Annotated in this window: 16 protein-coding genes and 1 riboswitch; of the genes, 11 read left to right on the forward strand and 5 right to left on the reverse strand. The window is 73.4% G+C overall.

Annotated features, from left to right (window positions below):
- Positions 1–77 precede the first annotated feature (77 nt).
- From ACIA8F_RS06185 to ACIA8F_RS06205, 5 genes are all read left to right on the forward strand, one after another.
- Entirely contained in the window at positions 78–2,696 is a 2,619-nt protein-coding gene (locus ACIA8F_RS06185) for an MXAN_6230/SCO0854 family RING domain-containing protein (protein WP_399377337.1), read from the forward strand.
- 59 nt (positions 2,697–2,755) lie between these two features.
- A complete protein-coding gene (locus ACIA8F_RS06190; RefSeq protein WP_399377051.1) occupies positions 2,756–3,745 on the forward strand; it encodes a DEDDh family exonuclease in 990 nt (329 codons plus the stop codon).
- Between the two features lie 174 nt (positions 3,746–3,919).
- Positions 3,920–4,153 carry a hypothetical protein gene (locus ACIA8F_RS06195; RefSeq protein WP_112453882.1) on the forward strand — a complete coding sequence of 78 codons (234 nt, stop codon included), beginning with the start codon at positions 3,920–3,922 and terminating at the stop codon, positions 4,151–4,153.
- Between the two features lie 93 nt (positions 4,154–4,246).
- A complete protein-coding gene (locus tag ACIA8F_RS06200) occupies positions 4,247–5,044 on the forward strand; it encodes an SURF1 family protein (protein WP_399377054.1) in 798 nt (265 codons plus the stop codon).
- A gap of 9 nt (positions 5,045–5,053) precedes the next feature.
- A complete protein-coding gene (locus tag ACIA8F_RS06205) occupies positions 5,054–5,809 on the forward strand; it encodes an SDR family oxidoreductase (RefSeq protein ID WP_399377055.1) in 756 nt (251 codons plus the stop codon).
- Between the two features lie 133 nt (positions 5,810–5,942).
- On the opposite strand, the gene ACIA8F_RS06210 is transcribed toward ACIA8F_RS06205, so the two are convergent.
- The 3 genes from ACIA8F_RS06210 to ACIA8F_RS06220 form a co-directional block, all read right to left on the reverse strand.
- Positions 5,943–6,722, reverse strand: coding sequence for an enoyl-CoA hydratase/isomerase family protein (locus ACIA8F_RS06210; protein ID WP_399377056.1), 780 nt, complete (start codon positions 6,720–6,722; stop codon positions 5,943–5,945).
- A 170-nt stretch (positions 6,723–6,892) separates the two neighbouring features.
- Entirely contained in the window at positions 6,893–7,114 is a 222-nt protein-coding gene (locus tag ACIA8F_RS06215) for a helix-turn-helix domain-containing protein (protein WP_327307398.1), read from the reverse strand.
- 350 nt (positions 7,115–7,464) lie between these two features.
- Entirely contained in the window at positions 7,465–9,063 is a 1,599-nt protein-coding gene (locus tag ACIA8F_RS06220) for an ABC-F family ATP-binding cassette domain-containing protein (RefSeq protein WP_399377057.1), read from the reverse strand.
- Positions 9,064–9,350: 287 nt separating this feature from the next.
- Between ACIA8F_RS06220 and ACIA8F_RS06225 the strand changes: the two genes are divergently transcribed.
- Positions 9,351–10,241, forward strand: coding sequence for a neutral zinc metallopeptidase (locus ACIA8F_RS06225; RefSeq protein ID WP_399377059.1), 891 nt, complete (start codon positions 9,351–9,353; stop codon positions 10,239–10,241).
- A gap of 85 nt (positions 10,242–10,326) precedes the next feature.
- Positions 10,327–10,722: a VOC family protein gene (locus ACIA8F_RS06230; protein ID WP_399377060.1), complete on the forward strand. Its 396-nt coding sequence runs from the start codon at positions 10,327–10,329 to the stop codon at positions 10,720–10,722.
- Between the two features lie 38 nt (positions 10,723–10,760).
- Here ACIA8F_RS06230 and ACIA8F_RS06235 read toward each other — a convergent pair whose 3' ends face one another.
- Together ACIA8F_RS06235 and ACIA8F_RS06240 are read right to left on the reverse strand one after the other, a co-directional pair.
- Complete coding sequence (locus ACIA8F_RS06235; RefSeq protein WP_399377061.1) at positions 10,761–12,248, reverse strand: hypothetical protein; 1,488 nt, start codon at positions 12,246–12,248, stop codon at positions 10,761–10,763.
- Between the two features lie 153 nt (positions 12,249–12,401).
- Entirely contained in the window at positions 12,402–13,544 is a 1,143-nt protein-coding gene (locus ACIA8F_RS06240; protein WP_399377063.1) for an alpha/beta hydrolase family protein, read from the reverse strand.
- A 322-nt stretch (positions 13,545–13,866) separates the two neighbouring features.
- Here ACIA8F_RS06240 and ACIA8F_RS06245 point away from each other — a divergent pair, with 322 nt between their 5' ends.
- The 4 genes from ACIA8F_RS06245 (at position 13,867) to ACIA8F_RS06260 (ending at position 18,225) form a co-directional block, all read left to right on the forward strand.
- On the forward strand, positions 13,867–15,138 hold the full coding sequence (locus ACIA8F_RS06245; RefSeq protein ID WP_399377065.1) for an anion permease: 1,272 nt from the start codon (positions 13,867–13,869) through the stop codon (positions 15,136–15,138).
- A gap of 28 nt (positions 15,139–15,166) precedes the next feature.
- Positions 15,167–15,388, forward strand: coding sequence for a hypothetical protein (locus tag ACIA8F_RS06250; RefSeq protein ID WP_243338472.1), 222 nt, complete (start codon positions 15,167–15,169; stop codon positions 15,386–15,388).
- A 193-nt stretch (positions 15,389–15,581) separates the two neighbouring features.
- A riboswitch (cobalamin riboswitch) is annotated at positions 15,582–15,672 on the forward strand.
- Positions 15,673–15,730: 58 nt separating this feature from the next.
- Positions 15,731–16,708, forward strand: coding sequence for a cobalamin biosynthesis protein (locus ACIA8F_RS06255; protein ID WP_399377066.1), 978 nt, complete (start codon positions 15,731–15,733; stop codon positions 16,706–16,708).
- On the forward strand, positions 16,705–18,225 hold the full coding sequence (locus ACIA8F_RS06260) for a cobyric acid synthase (protein WP_399377067.1): 1,521 nt from the start codon (positions 16,705–16,707) through the stop codon (positions 18,223–18,225). Before ACIA8F_RS06255 ends, ACIA8F_RS06260 begins: the two co-directional genes overlap by 4 nt.
- The last annotated feature ends 326 nt before the right edge of the window (positions 18,226–18,551 follow it).

The raw sequence follows: 18,551 nt of genomic DNA on the forward strand, positions 1-18,551 counted from the left end.
CCTTCTCACCCTTCCTCCGACGACCCCGCGCGCCCACTCCCCGCCCCCGTTCTGCACGTTCACGGAGGGGAACACCCATAGCAACCGCAGAATCCGTCCTGCTGCGCCGCCTTCAGACCTGCTACGTCGCCGGTCCGCCCGCCCCGCCCGGCGGCTCCGCCGGGCCCGCCCTGCGCCGCCTCGAAACCGAACTCCTGGGACGCGGCCACACCCTGCACCCGGAGCTCTACGGGGCCCTGGCCGCACTGCCCCCCGAGGAGCTGGCCGCCTCCCACGTCCGCATCCTCGCCCTGGTCGACGACCTGCTCGGCGCCGACCGGACCCACACCCCGCTCTTCCGCCGCTTCCCGGCGACACCGGTGGTCGCCCCGCGCGACACCGAACGGCTCTACGTGGACCGGGTCTTCGCGCACCTCCTCCAGCAGGCCGACCACCCGTGCGTGCTCTGCGGCGAGCAGCGCACCGTCTTCCCCGTGTCCCCCTGCGCCCACCTGGTGTGCCGGCTCTGCTGGGACGGCGCCGACTACGCGGGCTGCCCGCTGTGCCACCGGCGGCTCGATCCCGCCGATCCGTTCCTGCGCCCCGTACGGGCCGTCGGCGCGGCCAAGCCCGCACACCCGGGCCCGCTCCGGCTGCTGCGGCGCGGCACCAGCCCGGCTGCGGACGCCACCCCGGTCGTGGCGGCGCTGCTCGCCCGCGCGACCCCCCTGTCCCCGCAGGACCGCCAGGACCTGGTCACCCTGCTGCCGCTGACCCCGGCGGCGCGCGGGGAACTCCCGGACGAGATCCCCGTACGGGAGACCAAGGCGCTGGTGCTGGCCACCCTGCTCACGTGTCCCGGCGCCCGGGACTTCGTACGGCCGCTGCTCGCCGAGTGGCTGACCACGGCGACGGACGTACTGCGGCTGCTCGCCGTGGCGTCCGGGGGCAATCCCGGGCTGCTGCCCCTGCCCCCGTTCGTCTCCCTCAGCCGGCCGCTGCGCCGCGAACTCCTCTCCCTGCTCGACGCGTTGCCGGTCCCCTTCCTCGTCGAGGACCTGCTGCGCCATCCCACCGCATGGAAGCGGGCCGCCGAGACCCTGCACCCCTTCGAACGGCACGCCCGTCATCCGCGGGCCGCACTGGCCTTCGCCGTCCTGCGCGGGACCCGGCTCGACGGAACCCTGGGCGCGGCCCTGCGGGAGACCGCCGCCGCGCATCCGGACGCCGTGCGCGTGGAAGCGGACCTGATCCGCCCCGCGTCCTGGGGCGGACGCCTGGAACGGGCCCTGGCCGACGGAGCCCCCGGGGCCGCCGCGGCGCTGGCCGGGCAGCGCCCCGGCGAACTCGTCCGGCGCCTGGACCACCTGCTGCGCCTGCACACCGGCGACCGTCCCGTCCCGGAGCTCGTGCGGGCGCTGGAGCGCGGGCTGCCCTCGGTGGGCCCCGGCCCGCTGCTCTCCGCCTTCGGGGCGCTGCGCGTGCGCGCCGAGGAGCGGCGCGGTGCCCGCCGGGTGTTCTTCCCGCGCGGCGAGGTCACCCGAGCCCTGTCGGTGGCGGAGGACCGGCCGCCGCTGCCGGAACCGCTGGTCCGGGAGGTCGCGGGGCTCCTGGAGGCGGAGGTGCTGCGCCGGTTCGCCCGGCCCGGCGAGGAGCCGTACGGGCTCGCGGTGCTCGATTCCGCACTCGCGGACCTGGCCGTCCCCTTCGCGGAACACGATGCGGCCAGGACCCTGGTCGCGGTGCCGCGGGGCAGCACCCAGAGCCTGCCCGCGGGCGAGGTCCTGCGGCTGTTCCTGCACTGGACGGAGCCTGACGGCCGGCGCACCGACCTGGACCTGTCCGTCGCCTTCTTCGACGCCGACTGGCGGTTCACCGGGCAGTGCGACTACACGCGGCTGCGGCACGGGCCGCAGGACGCCGCCGTGCACTCCGGCGACCTGACCTCGGCGCCCGCCCCGGCCGGGGCCACCGAGTACGTGGACCTGGACCTGGCGAAGCTGGCCGCGCACGGGGACGCGTACGCGGTGCCCCTGGTGTTCAGCTTCAACAACGTGCCGTTCGAGGAGCTGCCGGACGCCTTCGCGGGCTTCATGGCCCTGCCGGCGGACGGGCCGCGCGACGCCTCGTACGATCCGAGGTCCGTGCGCCAGCGCTTCGACCTGGCGGGCGAATCCAAGGCCTACCTGCCGATGGTGGTGGACCTGCGCGCCCGGCGGGCCCTGTGGGCGGACGTCCACCTGCCGCCTTCGGGCTCCTTCCAGAGCGTCGGTGCCTCCGGCGGCGAACGGCTCGCCGCCGCCGCGGAGGACGTCTGCGCCCACTTCGGCTCGGGCACCCGCACCACCCTGTGGGACCTCACCGTGTGGCGGGCCGCGGCCCGTACCCGGGAGGTGGCGGTGATCCGGCGGGCCGCTGAGAGTTCGGTCTCCGACGAGGTGTGGCTCTACCGGGCCGCGGACGGCGAGAGCGCGGCCGCCTTCGCCGCCCGGATCGGCGCCCTGGAGCCGCCCGAGGAGCGCCGGGCCCCCGCGGACGCGGACGCGGACGCCGCCGAACTGGCCGCCGGGAAGCGCGCGTTCCTGGCGCTGACCTGCGCGAGCGTGGCCCCCGAAGGGGGTTCGGGGACGGCTTACCGGCTCTTCCCCGGACCTGCCGAAGTACCCGGGTCCTTCGCCCGGGTGACGGCCGGGGACCTCGTGGCCGAGCTGGGCTGAGCCGGGCTGAAAGGCCGTAGGGCTTCGAGTGTCGGCGCGGGCCGATATCCTCTGTGACCATGCTCGCCGACCGTACGACCGCAGAGACGATGTGGCCGACCGCGTACCCACAGGGGTACGCGGTCGTCGACGTGGAGACCACCGGGCTCGCTCGCGACGACCGGATAATCTCCGCCGCCGTCTACCGGCTCGACGCTCAGGGCAACGTCGAGGACCACTGGTACACGCTGGTCAACCCGCTCCGGGACCCCGGTCCCGTGTGGATCCACGGCCTGACCAGCGACATGCTCCAGGACGCGCCGCTCTTCAAGGACATCGCCGAGGAGTTCGCGGGCCGGCTCGCCGACCGGGTGCTGGTCGCGCACAACGCGATCTTCGACTGGCAGATGATCGCCCGCGAGTACGCGCGGGCCGAGACCACCCCGCCGGTGCGTCAGCGGCTGTGCACCATCGCCCTGTCGAAGGAACTGAACCTCCCGCTGCCCAACCACAAGCTGGAGTCGCTCGCCGCGCACTTCGGGGTGGTCCAGCAACGCGCCCACCACGCGCTCGACGACGCCCGCGTCCTCGCGGAGGCGTTCCGCCCGTCCCTGCACGCGGCCGCGCGGGACAACGTACGGCTGCCGCTGCTGGAATGCCGGCCGCTGACGGAGTGGTCGGACACCCCCGCCGCCCCGCGCGTCGGGTACCAGGCCTCGTACGCAGGAGGCGGCGGGAGCGCCGGGTCGAGCTGGCGGCCCTCGCGCAAGCGGCCGCCGTGCCCGTACCCGAACCCGGGGCGGTGGACGGACGGCACCCCGCTCAAGCAGGGCATGCGGATCGCCTTCTCCGGCGACACCTCGGTGGACCGGGAGCTGCTGGAGGACCGCGCCGTGGAGGCCGGCCTGCACGTGGCGACGAGCCTGTCCCGGCTGACGAGCCTGCTCGTGACGAACGACCCGGAATCCTCGACGTCCAAGACGGTGAAGGCGAAGTCCTTCGGGACCCCCGTCGTCGACGAGGCGGCCTTCACCCAGCTGCTGCGGGACGTGGCTCCGGCGCAGGACTGACGCCGACGAGGTCCGGGGCCGCCGCTCGGGCCGCCCCCCGGCCCGGCCGTGGGCAGGTCGTGGGCAGGTCGTGGGCCGGCCGCCGGACCGCGCGTTGGGCCGGCCGGGTGCACGCGCGGCGACTCACCCCGGTGGATCTTGTTCCGGCGGTCCGCCCTGCGCAGCATGCCGCGCATGGCACGTTGCGAAGTCTGCGGGAACGATTACGGCATGTCCTTCGAAGTCCATGCACAGGGTGCTGTGCACGTCTTCGACTGCTTCTCCTGCGCCATTCACCGCATGGCGCCCATCTGCGAGCACTGCCGGGTCCAGATCATCGGGCAGGGCGTCGAGGTCGAGGGACAGTGGTTCTGCGGAGGGCACTGCGCCCGCGCTGAGGGGAAGGTGGGCATCACCGACCGCGTCTGAATCCCGTCCGCTCCCCTCCCCTCCACCTCCGCCACGACCCCGGACGGCCACCCGGCCGCCGGGGTCCTCGGCCCTGGGGGTACCGTCGTGGGCGTGTACCGCTTTGTACTGACCCGGCAGTGGGTGTGCCTCACCCTCATCGGCCTCGCCGTGATCCCCGCGATGATCAAGCTGGGGTTCTGGCAGTTCCACCGCCATGAGCACCGGGTCGCGCAGAACCAGCTGATCGACGCGAACCTGCGGGCGAAGCCGGTCCCCATGACCGAGGTCACCTCCCCCGGCCACGTGGTCCCGCGCTCCGACTACTGGCGGGCCGTGACCGCCACCGGTACGTACGACTCCGCGCACGAGGTCGTGGTGCGCATGCGCACCGACAACGACGACAAGGTCGGCTTCCACGTCCTCACCCCGCTGGTCCTGGCCGACGGCCGGGTCGTGCTCGTCAACCGCGGCTGGGTCGCGGGCGGCGACGACCCGCGCGCCTACCCGCCGGTGCCGGCCCCGCCCACCGGCGAGGTCACGGTCACCGGGCGGCTGAAGGCCGACGAGACCAGCGGCGGCAGCGGCATCAAGGACCGCAAGGGCCTGCCGGACCGCCAGGTGATGCTGATCAACAGCAAGCAGCAGGCCGAGTACCTGGGCAAGCCCGTCCTCGGCGGCTACCTGGAACTCACCGCCCCCGTCCCGGCCGACGGCAGGCCCGAGGCGGTCGCCGAGCCCGACCACGACTCGATCGGGCCGCACATGGCCTACGCCATCCAGTGGTGGCTGTTCACCTTCGCGGTGCCGGTGGGCTGGATCGTGCTCGTACGGCGCGAGAAGCGCGACCGCGAGGCGGCGGCAGCCGCCGGGACCGCCGCTTCCGAGCGGGAGCCGGTGGCGACCGCGTAGCGTGTCGGCATGGATCTTGGACTGAAGGACCGTGTCTACGTAGTCACCGGCGCCACCAGGGGCCTCGGCTACGCATCCGCCCGCGAGCTGACGGCCGACGGCGCGAAGGTGGTGCTGACCGGCCGGGACGCGGCGCGCGCCGAGGCCGCGGCCAAGGCGCTGGGCCCGAACGCGGTCGGCGTGGCCGCCGACAACTCCGACCCCGGCTCCGCCGCCCGGCTCGTCGCCGCGGCCCGGGAACACTTCGGCCGTCTCGACGGCATCCTCATCAGCGTCGGTGGACCGGCGCCCGGTTCGGCGGCCGACAACACCGACGCACAGTGGACGGCCGCCTTCGAGTCGGTCTTCCTCGGCGCGGTCCGCCTCGCCCGGGCGGCCGCCGCCGAGCTCTCCGACGGCGGGGTCATCGGCTTCGTGCTGTCGGGCTCCGTGCACGAACCGATCCCGGGCCTCACCATCTCCAACGGCCTGCGCCCCGGCCTGGCCGGCTTCGCCAAGTCCCTCTCCGTGGAGCTGGGCCCGCGCGGCATCCGGGTGGTCGGCCTGCTGCCCGCCCGCATCGACACCGACCGGGTCCGCGAGCTCGACGCCCTGTCCGGGGACGCGGACCTCGCCCGGACCCGCAACGAGGCCGGGATCCCGCTCCGGCGGTACGGCACCCCGGAGGAGTTCGGCCGCTCGGCGGCGTTCCTGCTGTCCCCGGCGGCTTCCTACCTGACCGGCGTCATGCTCCCGGTGGACGGCGGCTCCCGGCACGGGTTCTGAGCCGCCCGCCCTCGCGGCCCGGCCGCCTGCACGTCACCCGTCGCGCCCGGCGGGGGGTGACGTGCAGGCGGGCCTCGCCTCGCCCGGTTCGCTCCCGATGCCGGTGGGCTCGGAAGTGGGGCGCCGCCCGCCGTCAGTCGGACAGGCCGGCCAGATCGCGGAGGCGGCGGGCCTGGGCTGCGCGCTCGGCGGCGCGCTGGTCCTCGTACGGGCGCGATACCGCACCGCGCAGCAGGGCCTTCGTCTCGGTCACCGCGTCCCGCGGCGGAGCCAGCAGCGCGGTGGTGAGGTCCTGGACGGCCGCGTCGAGCTCGCCCGCGGGGACGACCAGGTTCGCGAGGCCGATCCGCTCGGCCTCCTCGGCATGGACGAAGCGGCCCGTCGCGCAGATCTCGAGCGCGCGGGCGTAGCCGACCGCCGAGGTCAGCGGCTGGGTGCCGCCGAGGTCGGGCACCAGACCCAGTCCGGTCTCGCGCATGGCGAACTGCACGTCGTCCGCGACGACGCGCAGATCGCACGCGAGGGCAAGCTGAAAACCGGCACCGATCGCGTGCCCCTGGACGGCGGCGACGGAGATGATGTCGTTGCGCCGCCACCAGGTGAACGCCTCCTGGTACTCGGCGATAGTGGAGTCGAGCAGTTCCTCCGAACCGCGCGCCAGGTCGAGGAAGGACGGCTCGCCCTCGAAGCCTTCGGGGGTGAAGGCCTGCCGGTCGAGCCCTGCGGAGAAGGACTGCCCTTCGCCGCGCAGCACGACGACCCGGACGGTGCCCGGCAACGACCGTCCAGCCTCCGTCAACGCCCGCCAGAGCGCGGGGGATTGAGCGTTTCGCTTGGCTGGATTGGTCAGTGTCACCGTGGCGACCGTGTCGTCGACGGTGAGCCGTACGCCGTCCTTGTCGAGCAGAGCCATCTGTGTGCCTCCGGTGTCGTGCCGTCGTTCGGCCGTGATCTCGGCCTAAGTGACTGCACAGTAACCACCCAGCCGGCCATGGAGCCGACCGGGGGGTCACCGAAGGACGGTGGAACTGGAACCGTGAAGCTGATTACGGAAAACCGTTGGAACCAAGGGGAACCAAATGGTCAGGCCGTAGCCGCCTTCTTGCCGCGCGTCGCGCCTCCGCGACCACGCAGCGTGACTCCGGACTCACTGAGCATCCGATGGACGAATCCGTAGGACCGGCCGGTCGATTCGGCCAGCGCCCGGATACTCGCACCGGAGTCGTACTGCTTCTTCAGGTCTGCCGCGAGCTTGTCGCGCGCGACGCCGGTTACCCGGCTGCCCTTCTTCAGAGTTTCGGCCACCCGTGCCTCCTCATGGGAAGTGCGCTCTGACTTCTCATGATCACCCCTCCCCGGCTTCCTGGCCACCCATTCGGCAAGGTGGTAGGGCGTCATTTCTTCGGGCGTGGACACACGAGCAGAACGGAATCTTCTCTTCCGCTGCATGACCTCCGTCACATTTCCGCTCGCCCGGTATGAATCACCAGGTCAGGGGCCGGAGCGGATAAGCGGAAGGCCCCGGCCGCATCTCCTGGGAGATGCGGCCGGGGCCTTCGCCGAGCGCGGAACGGTATGAGACCGACTCACTCAGATGATGGATCACGTCTGAGCCGAATGATCCATAAGCAAAGGATCACGGAAGCGGAAGCGCCTCAGGCGAGCGCCACGAGGTCCCGGTAGTCCGGACCCCACAGGTCCTCGACGCCGTCCGGGAGCAGGATGATCCGCTCCGGCTCCAGCGCCTCGACCGCACCCTCGTCGTGGGTGACGAGGATGACGGCGCCCTTGTACGTGCGCAGGGCGCCCAGGATCTCCTCGCGGCTGGCCGGGTCCAGGTTGTTGGTGGGCTCGTCGAGGAGCAGCACGTTGGCCGAGGAGACGACCAGCGTCGCCAGGGCCAGGCGGGTCTTCTCCCCGCCGGACAGGACGCCCGCGGGCTTGTCCACGTCGTCGCCGGAGAAGAGGAAGGAGCCGAGCGTCTTGCGTACGGAGACCAGGTCCAGGTCCGGCGCCGAGGAGCGCATGTTCTCCAGGACCGAGCGCTCCGGGTCCAGGGTCTCGTGCTCCTGGGCGTAGTAGCCGAGCTTGAGGCCGTGGCCGGGGACGACGGTGCCGGTGTCGGGCTTCTCGGTGCCCGAGAGCAGCCGCAGCAGCGTGGTCTTGCCGGCGCCGTTGAGGCCGAGGATGACGACGCGGGAGCCCTTGTCGATGGCCAGGTCGACGTCGGTGAAGATCTCCAGCGAGCCGTAGGACTTCGACAGGCCCTCGGCGGTCAGCGGGGTCTTGCCGCAGGGCGCCGGGTCCGGGAAGCGCAGCTTGGCGACCTTGTCGGAGACGCGGACGGCGTCGAGGCCCGCCAGCAGGCGGTCGGCCCGCTTGGCCATGTTCTGGGCGGCCACGGTCTTGGTGGCCTTGGCACGCATCTTGTCGGCCTGCGAGTTCAGCGCCGCGGCCTTCTTCTCGGCGTTCTGGCGCTCGCGCTTGCGGCGCTTCTCGTCGGCCTCGCGCTGCTGCTGGTAGAGCTTCCAGCCCATGTTGTAGACGTCGATCTGGGCGCGGTTGGCGTCCAGGTAGAACACCTTGTTGACGACCGTCTCGACCAGGTCCACGTCGTGGGAGATGACGATGAAACCGCCGCGGTAGGTCTTCAGGTAGTCGCGCAGCCACACGATCGAGTCGGCGTCGAGGTGGTTGGTCGGCTCGTCGAGGAGGAGGGTGTCGGCGTCCGAGAAGAGGATGCGGGCGAGCTCCACGCGGCGGCGCTGACCACCGGAGAGGGTGTGCAGCGGCTGGCCGAGGACCCGGTCGGGCAGGCCGAGGGCGGCGGAGATGGTCGCGGCCTCGGACTCGGCGGCGTACCCGCCCTTGGTGAGGAACTCGGTCTCCTGGCGCTCGTACTGGCGCATGGCCTTCTCGCGGGTGGCGCCGGAGCCCGAGGAGATGCGCTCCTCGTTCATCCGCATCTTCTTGAGCAGCACGTCCAGGCCGCGCGCGGACAGGATCCGGTCGCTGGCCAGCACGTCGAGGTCGCCGGTGCGCGGGTCCTGCGGGAGGTAGCCGACCTCGCCCGAGCGGGCGATGCTGCCGCCGGCCGGGGTTCCCTCGCCGGCCAGGCACTTGGTGAGGGTGGTCTTGCCGGCTCCGTTGCGGCCCACGAGGCCGATGCGGTCGCCCTTGGCGACGCGGAAGGAGGCGTTCTCGATGAGGATGCGGGCGCCGGCGCGCAGCTCGATGCCGGTGGCGGTGATCACGGAAATACTCCAGGGCGGGTCGGGACGGCGGAAGGGGGGCAGGACGCGATGCTTCGACGCCGCTAATCCGCGAGGAGATTTGCCATGGGAGTCATTCTACCGGGGTGCCGCAACCACTTTCGGGCCCGCCCGCCCCCGCGGGGAGCCGTCGCGCCCCCGCCGCCGCGTCCCCCGTTCGGCCCAGGGAACACGCCTCCCGGCCGCAGGGCGTATGAGGATGAACGGGTTGATACTCGCCGCAGGGGCGTACACGTACCCCCCTTGGTAGGAATGGAGGGCGGTGCGGGATGCAGTTCGACGACAACGCCAATCTGGACACTTCCGAGGTCAAGGACGTACGCGGCAGCCGCATCCCGGGCGGCAGGGCCACGGTCGGCGGCGGCATCATCGGTCTCATCGCGCTGATCATGGGGCTGCTGTTCGGGGTGGGCCCGGAGCAGCTGGGCCTGTCCGACGGAAGTCCGGAACCCGCGGCGACCTCCTCCTCCGCCGCCCAGGTGCAGCAGAGCTGCAAGACCGGCGCGGACGCGAACGCCCGGGAGGACTGCCGGCTGGTGGCGGTGATCAACAGCACCCAGGACTTCTGGAAGCAGGAGTTCGCCCGGCGCGGCGCCCAGTACACCCCGGCGCAGACGGTGTTCTTCACCGGCAAGGTGGGCACCGCCTGCGGGGCGGCCACCTCGGCGGTCGGCCCCTTCTACTGCCCCGGCGACCGGCAGGTCTACCTGGACCTGGGCTTCTTCAACGAGCTCCGCACCAAGTTCGGCGCGAGCGGCGGCCCCTTCGCCCAGGCGTACGTGGTGGCCCACGAGTACGGCCACCACATCCAGAACCTGACCGGCACCCTGCAGAAGGCCCAGGACGGCCGGCAGGGCGCGAACAGCAACGCGGTACGGGTCGAGCTCCAGGCCGACTGCTACGCCGGCGTCTGGGCCCACAACGCGACGAAGACCCCGGACGAGTCCACGGGCAAGCCCCTGATCACGAGCCTCACCGACCAGGACATCAAGGACGGCCTGGACGCGGCGGCCGCGGTCGGCGACGACCGGATCCAGGAGAAGTTCCAGGGCCGGGTGACCCCGGAGTCCTGGACGCACGGCTCGGCCGAGCAGCGCCAGCAGTGGTTCTACCAGGGCTACCGCACGGGCGACATGGCCCAGTGCAACACCTTCCGCTGAGTGTCGGCGGCGCCTGTCATGCTGTGACGCGGCTCACTGTTCACCCGCGGGCCGTCCACCCACGGTACGAGAGGGAGTGATCGTCATGGCAGGCGTTCCGTCCATCTGTCCGACCCTGCTGTACACCGATGCCAAGGCCGCCATCCAACTGCTCACCGAGGCCTTCGGCTTCACCCAGGTCGCCGCGTACGAGGGCGAGGACGGCACGGTGGCGCACGCCGAGCTGTCCTACGGGAACGGCATGGTGATGCTCGGCAGCAAGGGCACCGGCGGCCTCTTCGCCAAGGCGATGGAGAAGGCCGGCCCGGCCGGGGTCTACGTGCTCGTCGACGACGTGGACGCGCACCACCGCAGGGCCGTCGAGCACGGCGTGGAGATCGTGATGGAGCCGACCGACCAGGACTACGGCTCGCGGGACTACATGGCCCGGGACGCCGAGGGCAACGTGTGGAGCTTCGGGACGTACGCGCCGCAGGTCTGAGGGGCCGGCGGCGCGCACGCGATTCCCGTACGGGCGCGCTACGCGCCGCCGGTGTGCACCTGGAAGGCGGCCCGGCGCACCGCCTTGGCCAGGGCGGGATCGGGATGGGCGGCGGCGAGCGCGACCAGCACCTGCACGGTGCGGGGGTGCCCGACCGCGCGGACCTCGTCGAGGAGGCGCGGGACCGTGGTCCGCACCGCCGAGTCCAGGTGGCGGGCGAGCAGCTCGGCCTCGCCGTGGTCGGCGATGGCGGCCGCGGTGTCCACCCAGAGCCAGGTCTGCTCCTCGGCGGTGAGCACGTCCTGCGCCTCGTCGGGGTCGACCCCGTCGTGCTCGGCGAGCCAGAGCAGGGCGTAGGGGCGCAGTGCGGCCTCGCGGGAGGCCCCCCGCACCTCGGGCTCCGCGGGGGCTCCGACCACCCGCAGGGCTTCGAAGGCGAGCCCGCGCAGCAGGGCGTCCTGGCCGCGGGCCGCGTGCAGCAGCTCGGAGACCGCGTGGCCGACGGGCCGGGCGGCCAGCCAGGCCTGGTATTCGGCGCGGGCCGGGCCGGGGGTGAGCCGTGCGCAGCCGTGGAGCATGGCGGCGGCGGACTGCTCGATGTTCCCGGCCGGGCTCTGCGCGGCGACGCAGATCTGCTCCAGCTTGACCCAGACGGCCCAGCTCCCGAGCGGGGTGAGGGCGGCCCGGGCGGGACCGAGGGTGACGGCGTCGACGGCGGCGAGACCGCCGAGCGCCCAGCGCAGCAGCCGGGCGAGCGGGAAGGGCGGTGCGGCGGCACCGGCCGTCGCGGGGGCGGCCGGACCGGTACCCGTCGGCACGGAGGCCGTCGGCACCGAGCCCGTCGGGCCCGCGGCGGTGGCGTCCGCCTGCGCGGTGGACTCGTAGGGGACCTCGCACCGCTCGTCGCGCAGTTCGTCGACGCGCTGCCGGAGCAGGTCCAGCAGATCGGGGACGGTCACGGGGCCGGCGGAGAGCTGGAGCAGGGAGAGCAGCTGGGGCATGGCCTCGACCACCTCGGCGACGGCCGCGGGGGCGATGTCGGCGGGGGCCGGGTGCACGAGCGACCAGGCGTCGAAGAGGGCGACCCAGCCGCGCAGGACGGCCGTGTCGTCCCGGTCCCAGGCGCGCAGGCGCCAGCCCGGGCGGGCGTGTCCGCCGTGCATCTCGATGAGGCCGGCGAGGCGGGCGCGGTCCCAGCCGACCCGGATCTGGCCCGGTGTCAGGCGCAGCCGGTCGGCGGCGCGTTCGGCGTCGGCGGCGGGCAGGGCGCCCGCGAGGGCGGGCCCGGTGCCGTCCGCCGTGCCGAGGTGGAGCTCGGCCCAGCGGGCGAGCCGTACCGCGTCGGAGAGGGAGGCGCGTGCCCTGTTCGCGAGGTCGGCCGTGGCGGGCGTGCCCGCCGGAGGCCGCGGGGCGGTCCGGGTGCGCCGGTCGGTCACCGCCTTGCGGGCCGTGGCCACGGACCGCGGGGCGACGAGTCGGAGTCTGGAGTCGCGAGCCAACTGCTCATCAGGCTTTCGGGACGTCACGTGAGCAGTCTCGCCCGTCACTGGCCGAAAGCCCAAACGGAACCAGCCATTGCCACAAGGCGCCTCGGGGACAGAACGGGACGATCCACCCCTTCGGTCCCGCCAACCCCACACTCTTCGGACAACCCGTCCGACGGTCCGTCACCCGGCGCTTCACATGAAAGGGGTCAGGAACCGGCGCAGCGCCTCCTCGTAGGCGGCCGGGTCGGCGTTCCACATCGCCCCGTGGGAGGCGCCGGAAACGGAGTGCAGGGTGACGAGGTCGGGGCGCGCCGCGGCGAGCCGGCGCGCGGGTTCCCAGGGGGCGAGCGCGTCGTCGGGGCCGTGGAAGACCAGTGCGGGCACCTTCAGCAGCGCCGGATCCGACCCCGGAGCCCGCCGGTCGGCGCGCAGGCCCGCACGGCCTTCGGCCGCCTTGACGGCGAACGGGAGGAGGGCGGCCGGGGTGCGGCGGGCGGCGGCGAGGGCGCGCAGGGTGGCGTGCCAGTCCAGTACGGGCGAGTCGAGGACCAGCCCGCAGATCCGGTCGGCCAGCGCCGAGCGCTCGGCGGCGTGCAGGGCCATGGTGGCGCCGGTCGACCAGCCGTGCAGGACCACGCGGCGGGCTCCGTAGCGCAGGGCGTAGCGGATGGCGGCGTCGAGATCGCGCCATTCGGACTCGCCGAGGTGGCCGAGGCCGTCCGGTGACCCGGGGGCGCCGAGGTCGCCCCGGTAGCCGAGGTCCAGGACGGGCAGCTTGTTGCGGTGGAGGAAGGGCATGACCACCATCGGGTGCTCGCGGGTGGCTCCGAGCCCGTGGACGGTGATCACCCAGGTGTCGCGGGCGCCGGGCACGAACCAGGCGGGCAGCGCCCCGAGCTCTCCGGGGACGTCCACGTCGGCGTGGTCCAGCCCGAGGGCGGTGCCCGGGTTGCCCAGGTGGACCTGGGGGGTGAGGGTGACGCGGGTTCCGGGGTCGAGGCTGCCGTGGGTGACGGCGACGAGCCTGCGCACCACCGTGTCGGGGCCGTGCGGGGCGCCGGGCAGGACGGGCCCGACCACGGCGTGCACGCCCGGGGCGGTCAGCCCGTAGGTGCCGGGGCGCAGCGAGGCGAGCGAGCGGGTCAGCTCGACGCGGCCGGCCGCGGTGGAGTGGACGGTGAGCCGGGGGCTGCCGGGGAGCGGACGGCCGGGCTCGGTCCGCAGTGCCGCGTCGGCGGCGTACCGGCCGGCGAGCGCGGCGGCGGTGACGGCGGCCGCGCCGGCGCCGAGCAGGGTCGTGGTGACGGCGGCTGCCGTCGCGGTAGCGGTACGCACGGCTCCAGTGTCGAGGCGGACCGGGCGGCGGGCCACCGGAGCGGATCGTTCCGGACGGCGGCCCACAGGGGGCGCACGGAGGGTGATCTAGGTCTCTTCGGGGCCCCCGGGCACCCGTGGGCCCCTACCGGAAGTCCCGCCCCGAAACATGTGGACACCCCGCCGTGACATGCATTAATCGACATATCAACCTACCTGCCGGGACGAAGGTCCCGATCAAGTGCCGCACCGGTACACCACTTGATCCCTGTCAGTTCACCTTCCGTTCATCCAGGTTGCCTACGGTCCACGAACCACTGACGTCAAACAGAAGCCTGGGTAAATGGAGCACATAACGCTTCTCCTCGGGATCGTGATCATCACCGCTCTCGTGTTCGATTTCACGAACGGTTTTCACGACACGGCCAACGCGATGGCCACCACCATCTCGACCGGCGCCCTCAAGCCCAAGACCGCGGTGGCCATGTCCGCCGTGCTCAACCTCGTCGGCGCTTTCATGTCCGTGGAGGTCGCCAAGACGATCTCCAAGGGACTGGTCAACGAGGAAGGCATCCAGCCGGAGGTCATCTTCGCCGCCTTGGTCGGCGCGATCCTCTGGAACCTCGTCACCTGGCTGGTCGGCCTGCCCTCCAGTTCCTCGCACGCCCTGATGGGCGGCCTGATCGGTGCGGCCGTGGCCTCCGCCGGCATGGGCGCCGTCAACGGCAGCGTCGTCGTCACCAAGGTGCTGATCCCCGCGATCGCCGCGCCGCTGGTCGCCGGCTTCGCCGCGTACCTGGCCACGAAGGTCACGTACAAGGTCGGCAAGGGCATGGGCGAGAAGACCTCGGCCAAGGGCTACCGCGCCGGCCAGATCGCTTCCGCGGGTCTCGTCTCGCTGGCGCACGGCACCAACGACGCGCAGAAGACGATGGGCATCATCACCCTGGCGCTCGTCGCCGGCGGCGCCCTCGCTCCCGGCTCCAACCCGCCGGTCTGGGTCATCGTCTCCGCCGGCATGGCCATCGCGATGGGCACCTACCTGGGCGGCTGGCGCATCATCCGCACCATGGGCAGCGGCCTGACCGACCTGCAGCCGCAGCAGGGCTTCGCCGCCCAGACCTCGGCCGCCAGCGTCATCCTGGCCTCCTCGCACCTGGGCTTCTCCCTCTCGACCACCCACGCGTGCTCCGGCGCCGTCATGGGCTCGGGTCTGGGACGCAAGGGCGGCGTGGTCCGCTGGTCCACCGCCTCCCGCATGTTCATGGCCTGGGGTCTGACCCTGCCGGCCGCCGCCCTGGTCTCCGCCGGCGCCGAGCTGGTCATGCGCACCGGTGACATCGGCGTCGCCGGCGTCACGGTCTTCCTGATCGGCTCCTGCGTCGCCATCTGGCTGATCTCGCGCCGCCAGGTCGTCGACCACACCAACGTCAACGAGGTCGCCCCGGCCGGCGCCGAGGAGCCGGCCGGCGCCGTCACCACGGCCATGGCCGCCGTCGCCGTTCCGCCGACCGCAGCCGCCGGCAGCACCGCCGCGGTGACGGACGAGGAGCTCAAGGCCACCATCCCGGCCTCCGCGACGGCGACCCCCGCGGCCCCGGCCGCAGCGGTCTGACCCCGAGAACGACAGAGGATTCAGCGGTATGAAGATCGACTGGGAAGCACTCGGCTCCGTCTTCGGGGTCAGCCTCTCCGCCACCGTCGTCCTGGTGACCCTGTTCACCCTGGGCCTGATGGGGCTCTCCAAGCACGAGGCCGCCACCGAGCAGGGCGGCGCCGCCACCCTGGCCCGCAGCGGTGCGTACGCCTGCTTCGCGCTCTGCGCGGCGGCCGTGGCCTACGGGATCTACCTGATCGTCGCCTGAGGCGCCGGACGGCACGTACGAAGGCTCCCTCGGGGTTCGTCCCGGAGGGAGCTTTCGCATGCCCGGAGCGTGCCCGGGGCCTGCCCGGGGCCTGCCCGGAGCCGCAGGCGACGCCACCCCGCCGCAGGTCAACCGCGAGTTGACGGGCCTTAGCGCTGCGTGGTGGACTGCCCGAGCCATTACGGCGGCATGGAGAGGAAGTCCGGTGCGAATCCGGCGCGGTCCCGCCACTGTCACCGGCACGCACGGGCCCCAGGCCGGGTGCGGCCGGGAGCCAGGAACTCTCGCCGCCGGACACGTCGAACCAGGGCGCGGACCCTGAGTGAGGACCTACCTGCCACCATGCGTGCCGATCGCGTCTTCGCGTACGGCGTCACGGCGGGCCTGATCGGCGACCGGATCCTCGGGGATCCGCGCCGAGGGCACCCCGTGGCCGCCTTCGGACGAGCCGCCGCCGCCGTCGAACGCGCCCTGTGGCGCGACGACCGCGCGCGGGGCGTCCTGCACACCGTGCTGTGCGCCGGGGGCGCCGCCGCCGTCGGCGCGCTGGGCGCCCGCGCCGTGCGCTCCCGGCCCGCTGCCGCCCGCATCGCCCTCACCGCCGCCGCCACCTGGGCCGTCGTGGGCGGCACCTCGCTGGGCCGTGAGGCCCGCGCCATCGGCGGCGCGCTCGCCGCCGGGGACGCCGAAGTCGCCCGCGAACGGCTCCCCCACCTGTGCGGCCGCGACCCGCAGGCACTGGACGAGCAGCAGATGGCCCGCGCGGTCGTCGAATCGGTCGCCGAGAACACCTCCGACGCCGTGGTCGGGGCCCTGGTGTGGGGCGCCGTCGCCGGCGTCCCCGGGCTGCTGGCCTTCCGCGCCGTGAACACCCTGGACGCGATGATCGGCCACAAGTCCCCCCGCCACCTGCGCTACGGCTGGGCCTCGGCCCGGCTCGACGACGTGGCCGGCTGGCCGGGCGCCCGGCTGACGGCCCTGGCCGCCGTACTGGCCGGGCCCGACCGGCGGGGAGCCGTACGGGCCTGGCGCGCGGACGCCGCCAAGCACCCGAGCCCCAACGCCGGACCGGTCGAGTCCTCCTTCGCCGGGGCCCTCGGCGTACGGCTGGGCGGGACCCTCGCGTACGCGGGCCGGGTCGAACACCGGGCCGTGCTCAACGGAGCGGCCGGGCGGCCCGTGGAGGTCGCCGACATCGAACGGGCGGTGCGGCTGTCGCGCCGGGTGACGTGGCTGGCGTTCGGGGCCTGCGTGGCCGTCCGGACGCTGGCCGCCCGGCTCGCCTCTCGTACGGCGAAGACGAAGGGACGGCGCGCATGAGCGGCGCGAAGCGCGGCGGGGGCCTCCTCGTCGCCGGTACGACCTCGGACGCGGGCAAGAGCGTGGTCACGGCGGGCATCTGCCGGTGGCTGGCCCGGCAGGGCGTGAAGGTGGCCCCGTTCAAGGCGCAGAACATGTCGCTGAACTCCTTCGTGACCCGGGAGGGCGCCGAGATCGGCCGCGCGCAGGCCATGCAGGCCCAGGCGGCCCGGGTCGAGCCGACCGCGCTGATGAACCCGGTGCTGCTCAAGCCCGGCAGCGACCGCAGCAGCCAGGTGGTGCTGCTGGGAAAGCCGGTGGGCGAGATGAGCGCGCGCGGCTACCACGGAGGGCGTCAGGAGCAGTTGCTCGGCATCGTCACGGACTGCCTGGAGCAGTTGCGGGGCACGTATGACGCCGTGATCTGCGAGGGGGCGGGCAGCCCGGCCGAGATCAACCTGCGCCGGACCGACATCGTGAACATGGGCATCGCGCGGGCCGCGCGGTTCCCGGTGGTCGTCGTCGGCGACATCGACCGGGGCGGGGTCTTCGCCTCCTTCTTCGGCACGACCGCGCTGCTCTCGCCCGAGGACCAGTCGCTGATCGCGGGCTACCTCGTCAACAAGTTCCGCGGCGACGTCACCCTGCTGGAACCGGGCATGGAGATGCTGCGCGGCCTGACCGGCCGGGCCACGTACGGGGTGCTCCCCTTCCAGCACGGGCTGGGCATCGACGAGGAGGACGGCCTGCGGGTCTCCCTGCGGGGCGCGGTACGGGAATCCGTGGTCGCCCCGCCCGTGGGCGAGGACGTGCTGCGGGTCGCGGTCTGCGCGGTGCCGCTGATGTCCAACTTCACGGACGTCGACGCGCTCGCGGCGGAGCCGGGCGTGGTCGTGCGGTTCGTGGACCGCGCCGAGGAACTGGCCGACGCGGACCTGGTCGTCGTCCCCGGCACCCGCGGCACGGTCAAGGCCCTGGCCTGGCTGCGCGAGCGCGGACTCGCGGACGCGCTGGCCCGGCGGGCCGCGGAGGGCCGGCCGGTGCTGGGCATCTGCGGCGGGTTCCAGGTCCTGGGCGAACACATCGAGGACGAGGTCGAGTCCAAGGCCGGCTCCGTGCCGGGGCTCGGGCTGCTTCCCGTCCGGGTGCGCTTCGAGCGGGAGAAGACCCTGGCCCGGCCGGTGGGTTCGGCGCTGGGCGAGGAGGTCTCCGGCTACGAGATCCACCACGGGGTGGCCGAAGTCCTCGGCGGGACCCCCTTCCTGGACGGCTGCCGGGTCGGAGCGGTGTGGGGCACCCACTGGCACGGCTCGCTGGAGTCGGACGGCTTCCGCCGGGCCTTCCTCCGCGAGGTCGCCTCGGCGGCGGGCCGCCGCTTCGTCCCTTCCCCGGACACCTCCTTCGCCTCCCTGCGGGAGGAGCAGCTCGACCTGCTCGGCGACCTGATCGAGGAACACGCGGACACCGCTGCGCTGCTGAGCCTGATCGAGACCGGCGCCCCGGCGGGCCTCCCCTTCCTCCCCCCGGGCGCACCATGACGTCCCCGTCCCTGCGGGGGCCGTCCCCTACCCGCCCTTCCACCGTTCCCCGGGCTACGCCCGGACCCCTCGAACGTGCGACGCCGTTCCCGGGGGCCCGCCCCCGGACCCCCGCTCCTCAAATGCCGGAGGGGCTGGATCGTGGCTGGAGCCCGGCCGGCTCTGGTCCAGCCTCACATGCGGGCCGTGCCCGGCCACATCCAGCCGTCCGGCGTTTGAGGACCAGGGTCTGGGGTGGAGCCCCAGGGGGGTCCGGGCGAAGCCCGGGGAACGGGCGAAGGGAGGGTAGGGGATCTGCCCCGCGCAGCGGCAACCCGCAGCCCGGC

The sequence above is a fragment of the Streptomyces sp. NPDC051563 genome, from assembly GCF_044454225.1.
Taxonomy (GTDB): domain Bacteria; phylum Actinomycetota; class Actinomycetes; order Streptomycetales; family Streptomycetaceae; genus Streptomyces.

Bases quoted from the DNA above. Each gene is read 5' to 3' on its own strand.
- ACIA8F_RS06190 (WP_399377051.1), top strand. From the start codon at position 2,756: ATGCTCGCCGACCGTACGACCGCAGAGACGATGTGGCCGACCGCGTAC.
- ACIA8F_RS06195 (WP_112453882.1), top strand. From the start codon at position 3,920: ATGGCACGTTGCGAAGTCTGCGGGAACGATTACGGCATGTCCTTCGAA.
- ACIA8F_RS06205 (WP_399377055.1), top strand. From the start codon at position 5,054: ATGGATCTTGGACTGAAGGACCGTGTCTACGTAGTCACCGGCGCCACC.
- ACIA8F_RS06210 (WP_399377056.1), bottom strand. From the start codon at position 6,722: ATGGCTCTGCTCGACAAGGACGGCGTACGGCTCACCGTCGACGACACG.
- ACIA8F_RS06225 (WP_399377059.1), top strand. From the start codon at position 9,351: ATGCAGTTCGACGACAACGCCAATCTGGACACTTCCGAGGTCAAGGAC.
- ACIA8F_RS06230 (WP_399377060.1), top strand. From the start codon at position 10,327: ATGGCAGGCGTTCCGTCCATCTGTCCGACCCTGCTGTACACCGATGCC.
- ACIA8F_RS06245 (WP_399377065.1), top strand. From the start codon at position 13,867: ATGGAGCACATAACGCTTCTCCTCGGGATCGTGATCATCACCGCTCTC.
- ACIA8F_RS06250 (WP_243338472.1), top strand. From the start codon at position 15,167: ATGAAGATCGACTGGGAAGCACTCGGCTCCGTCTTCGGGGTCAGCCTC.
- ACIA8F_RS06255 (WP_399377066.1), top strand. From the start codon at position 15,731: ATGCGTGCCGATCGCGTCTTCGCGTACGGCGTCACGGCGGGCCTGATC.
- ACIA8F_RS06260 (WP_399377067.1), top strand. From the start codon at position 16,705: ATGAGCGGCGCGAAGCGCGGCGGGGGCCTCCTCGTCGCCGGTACGACC.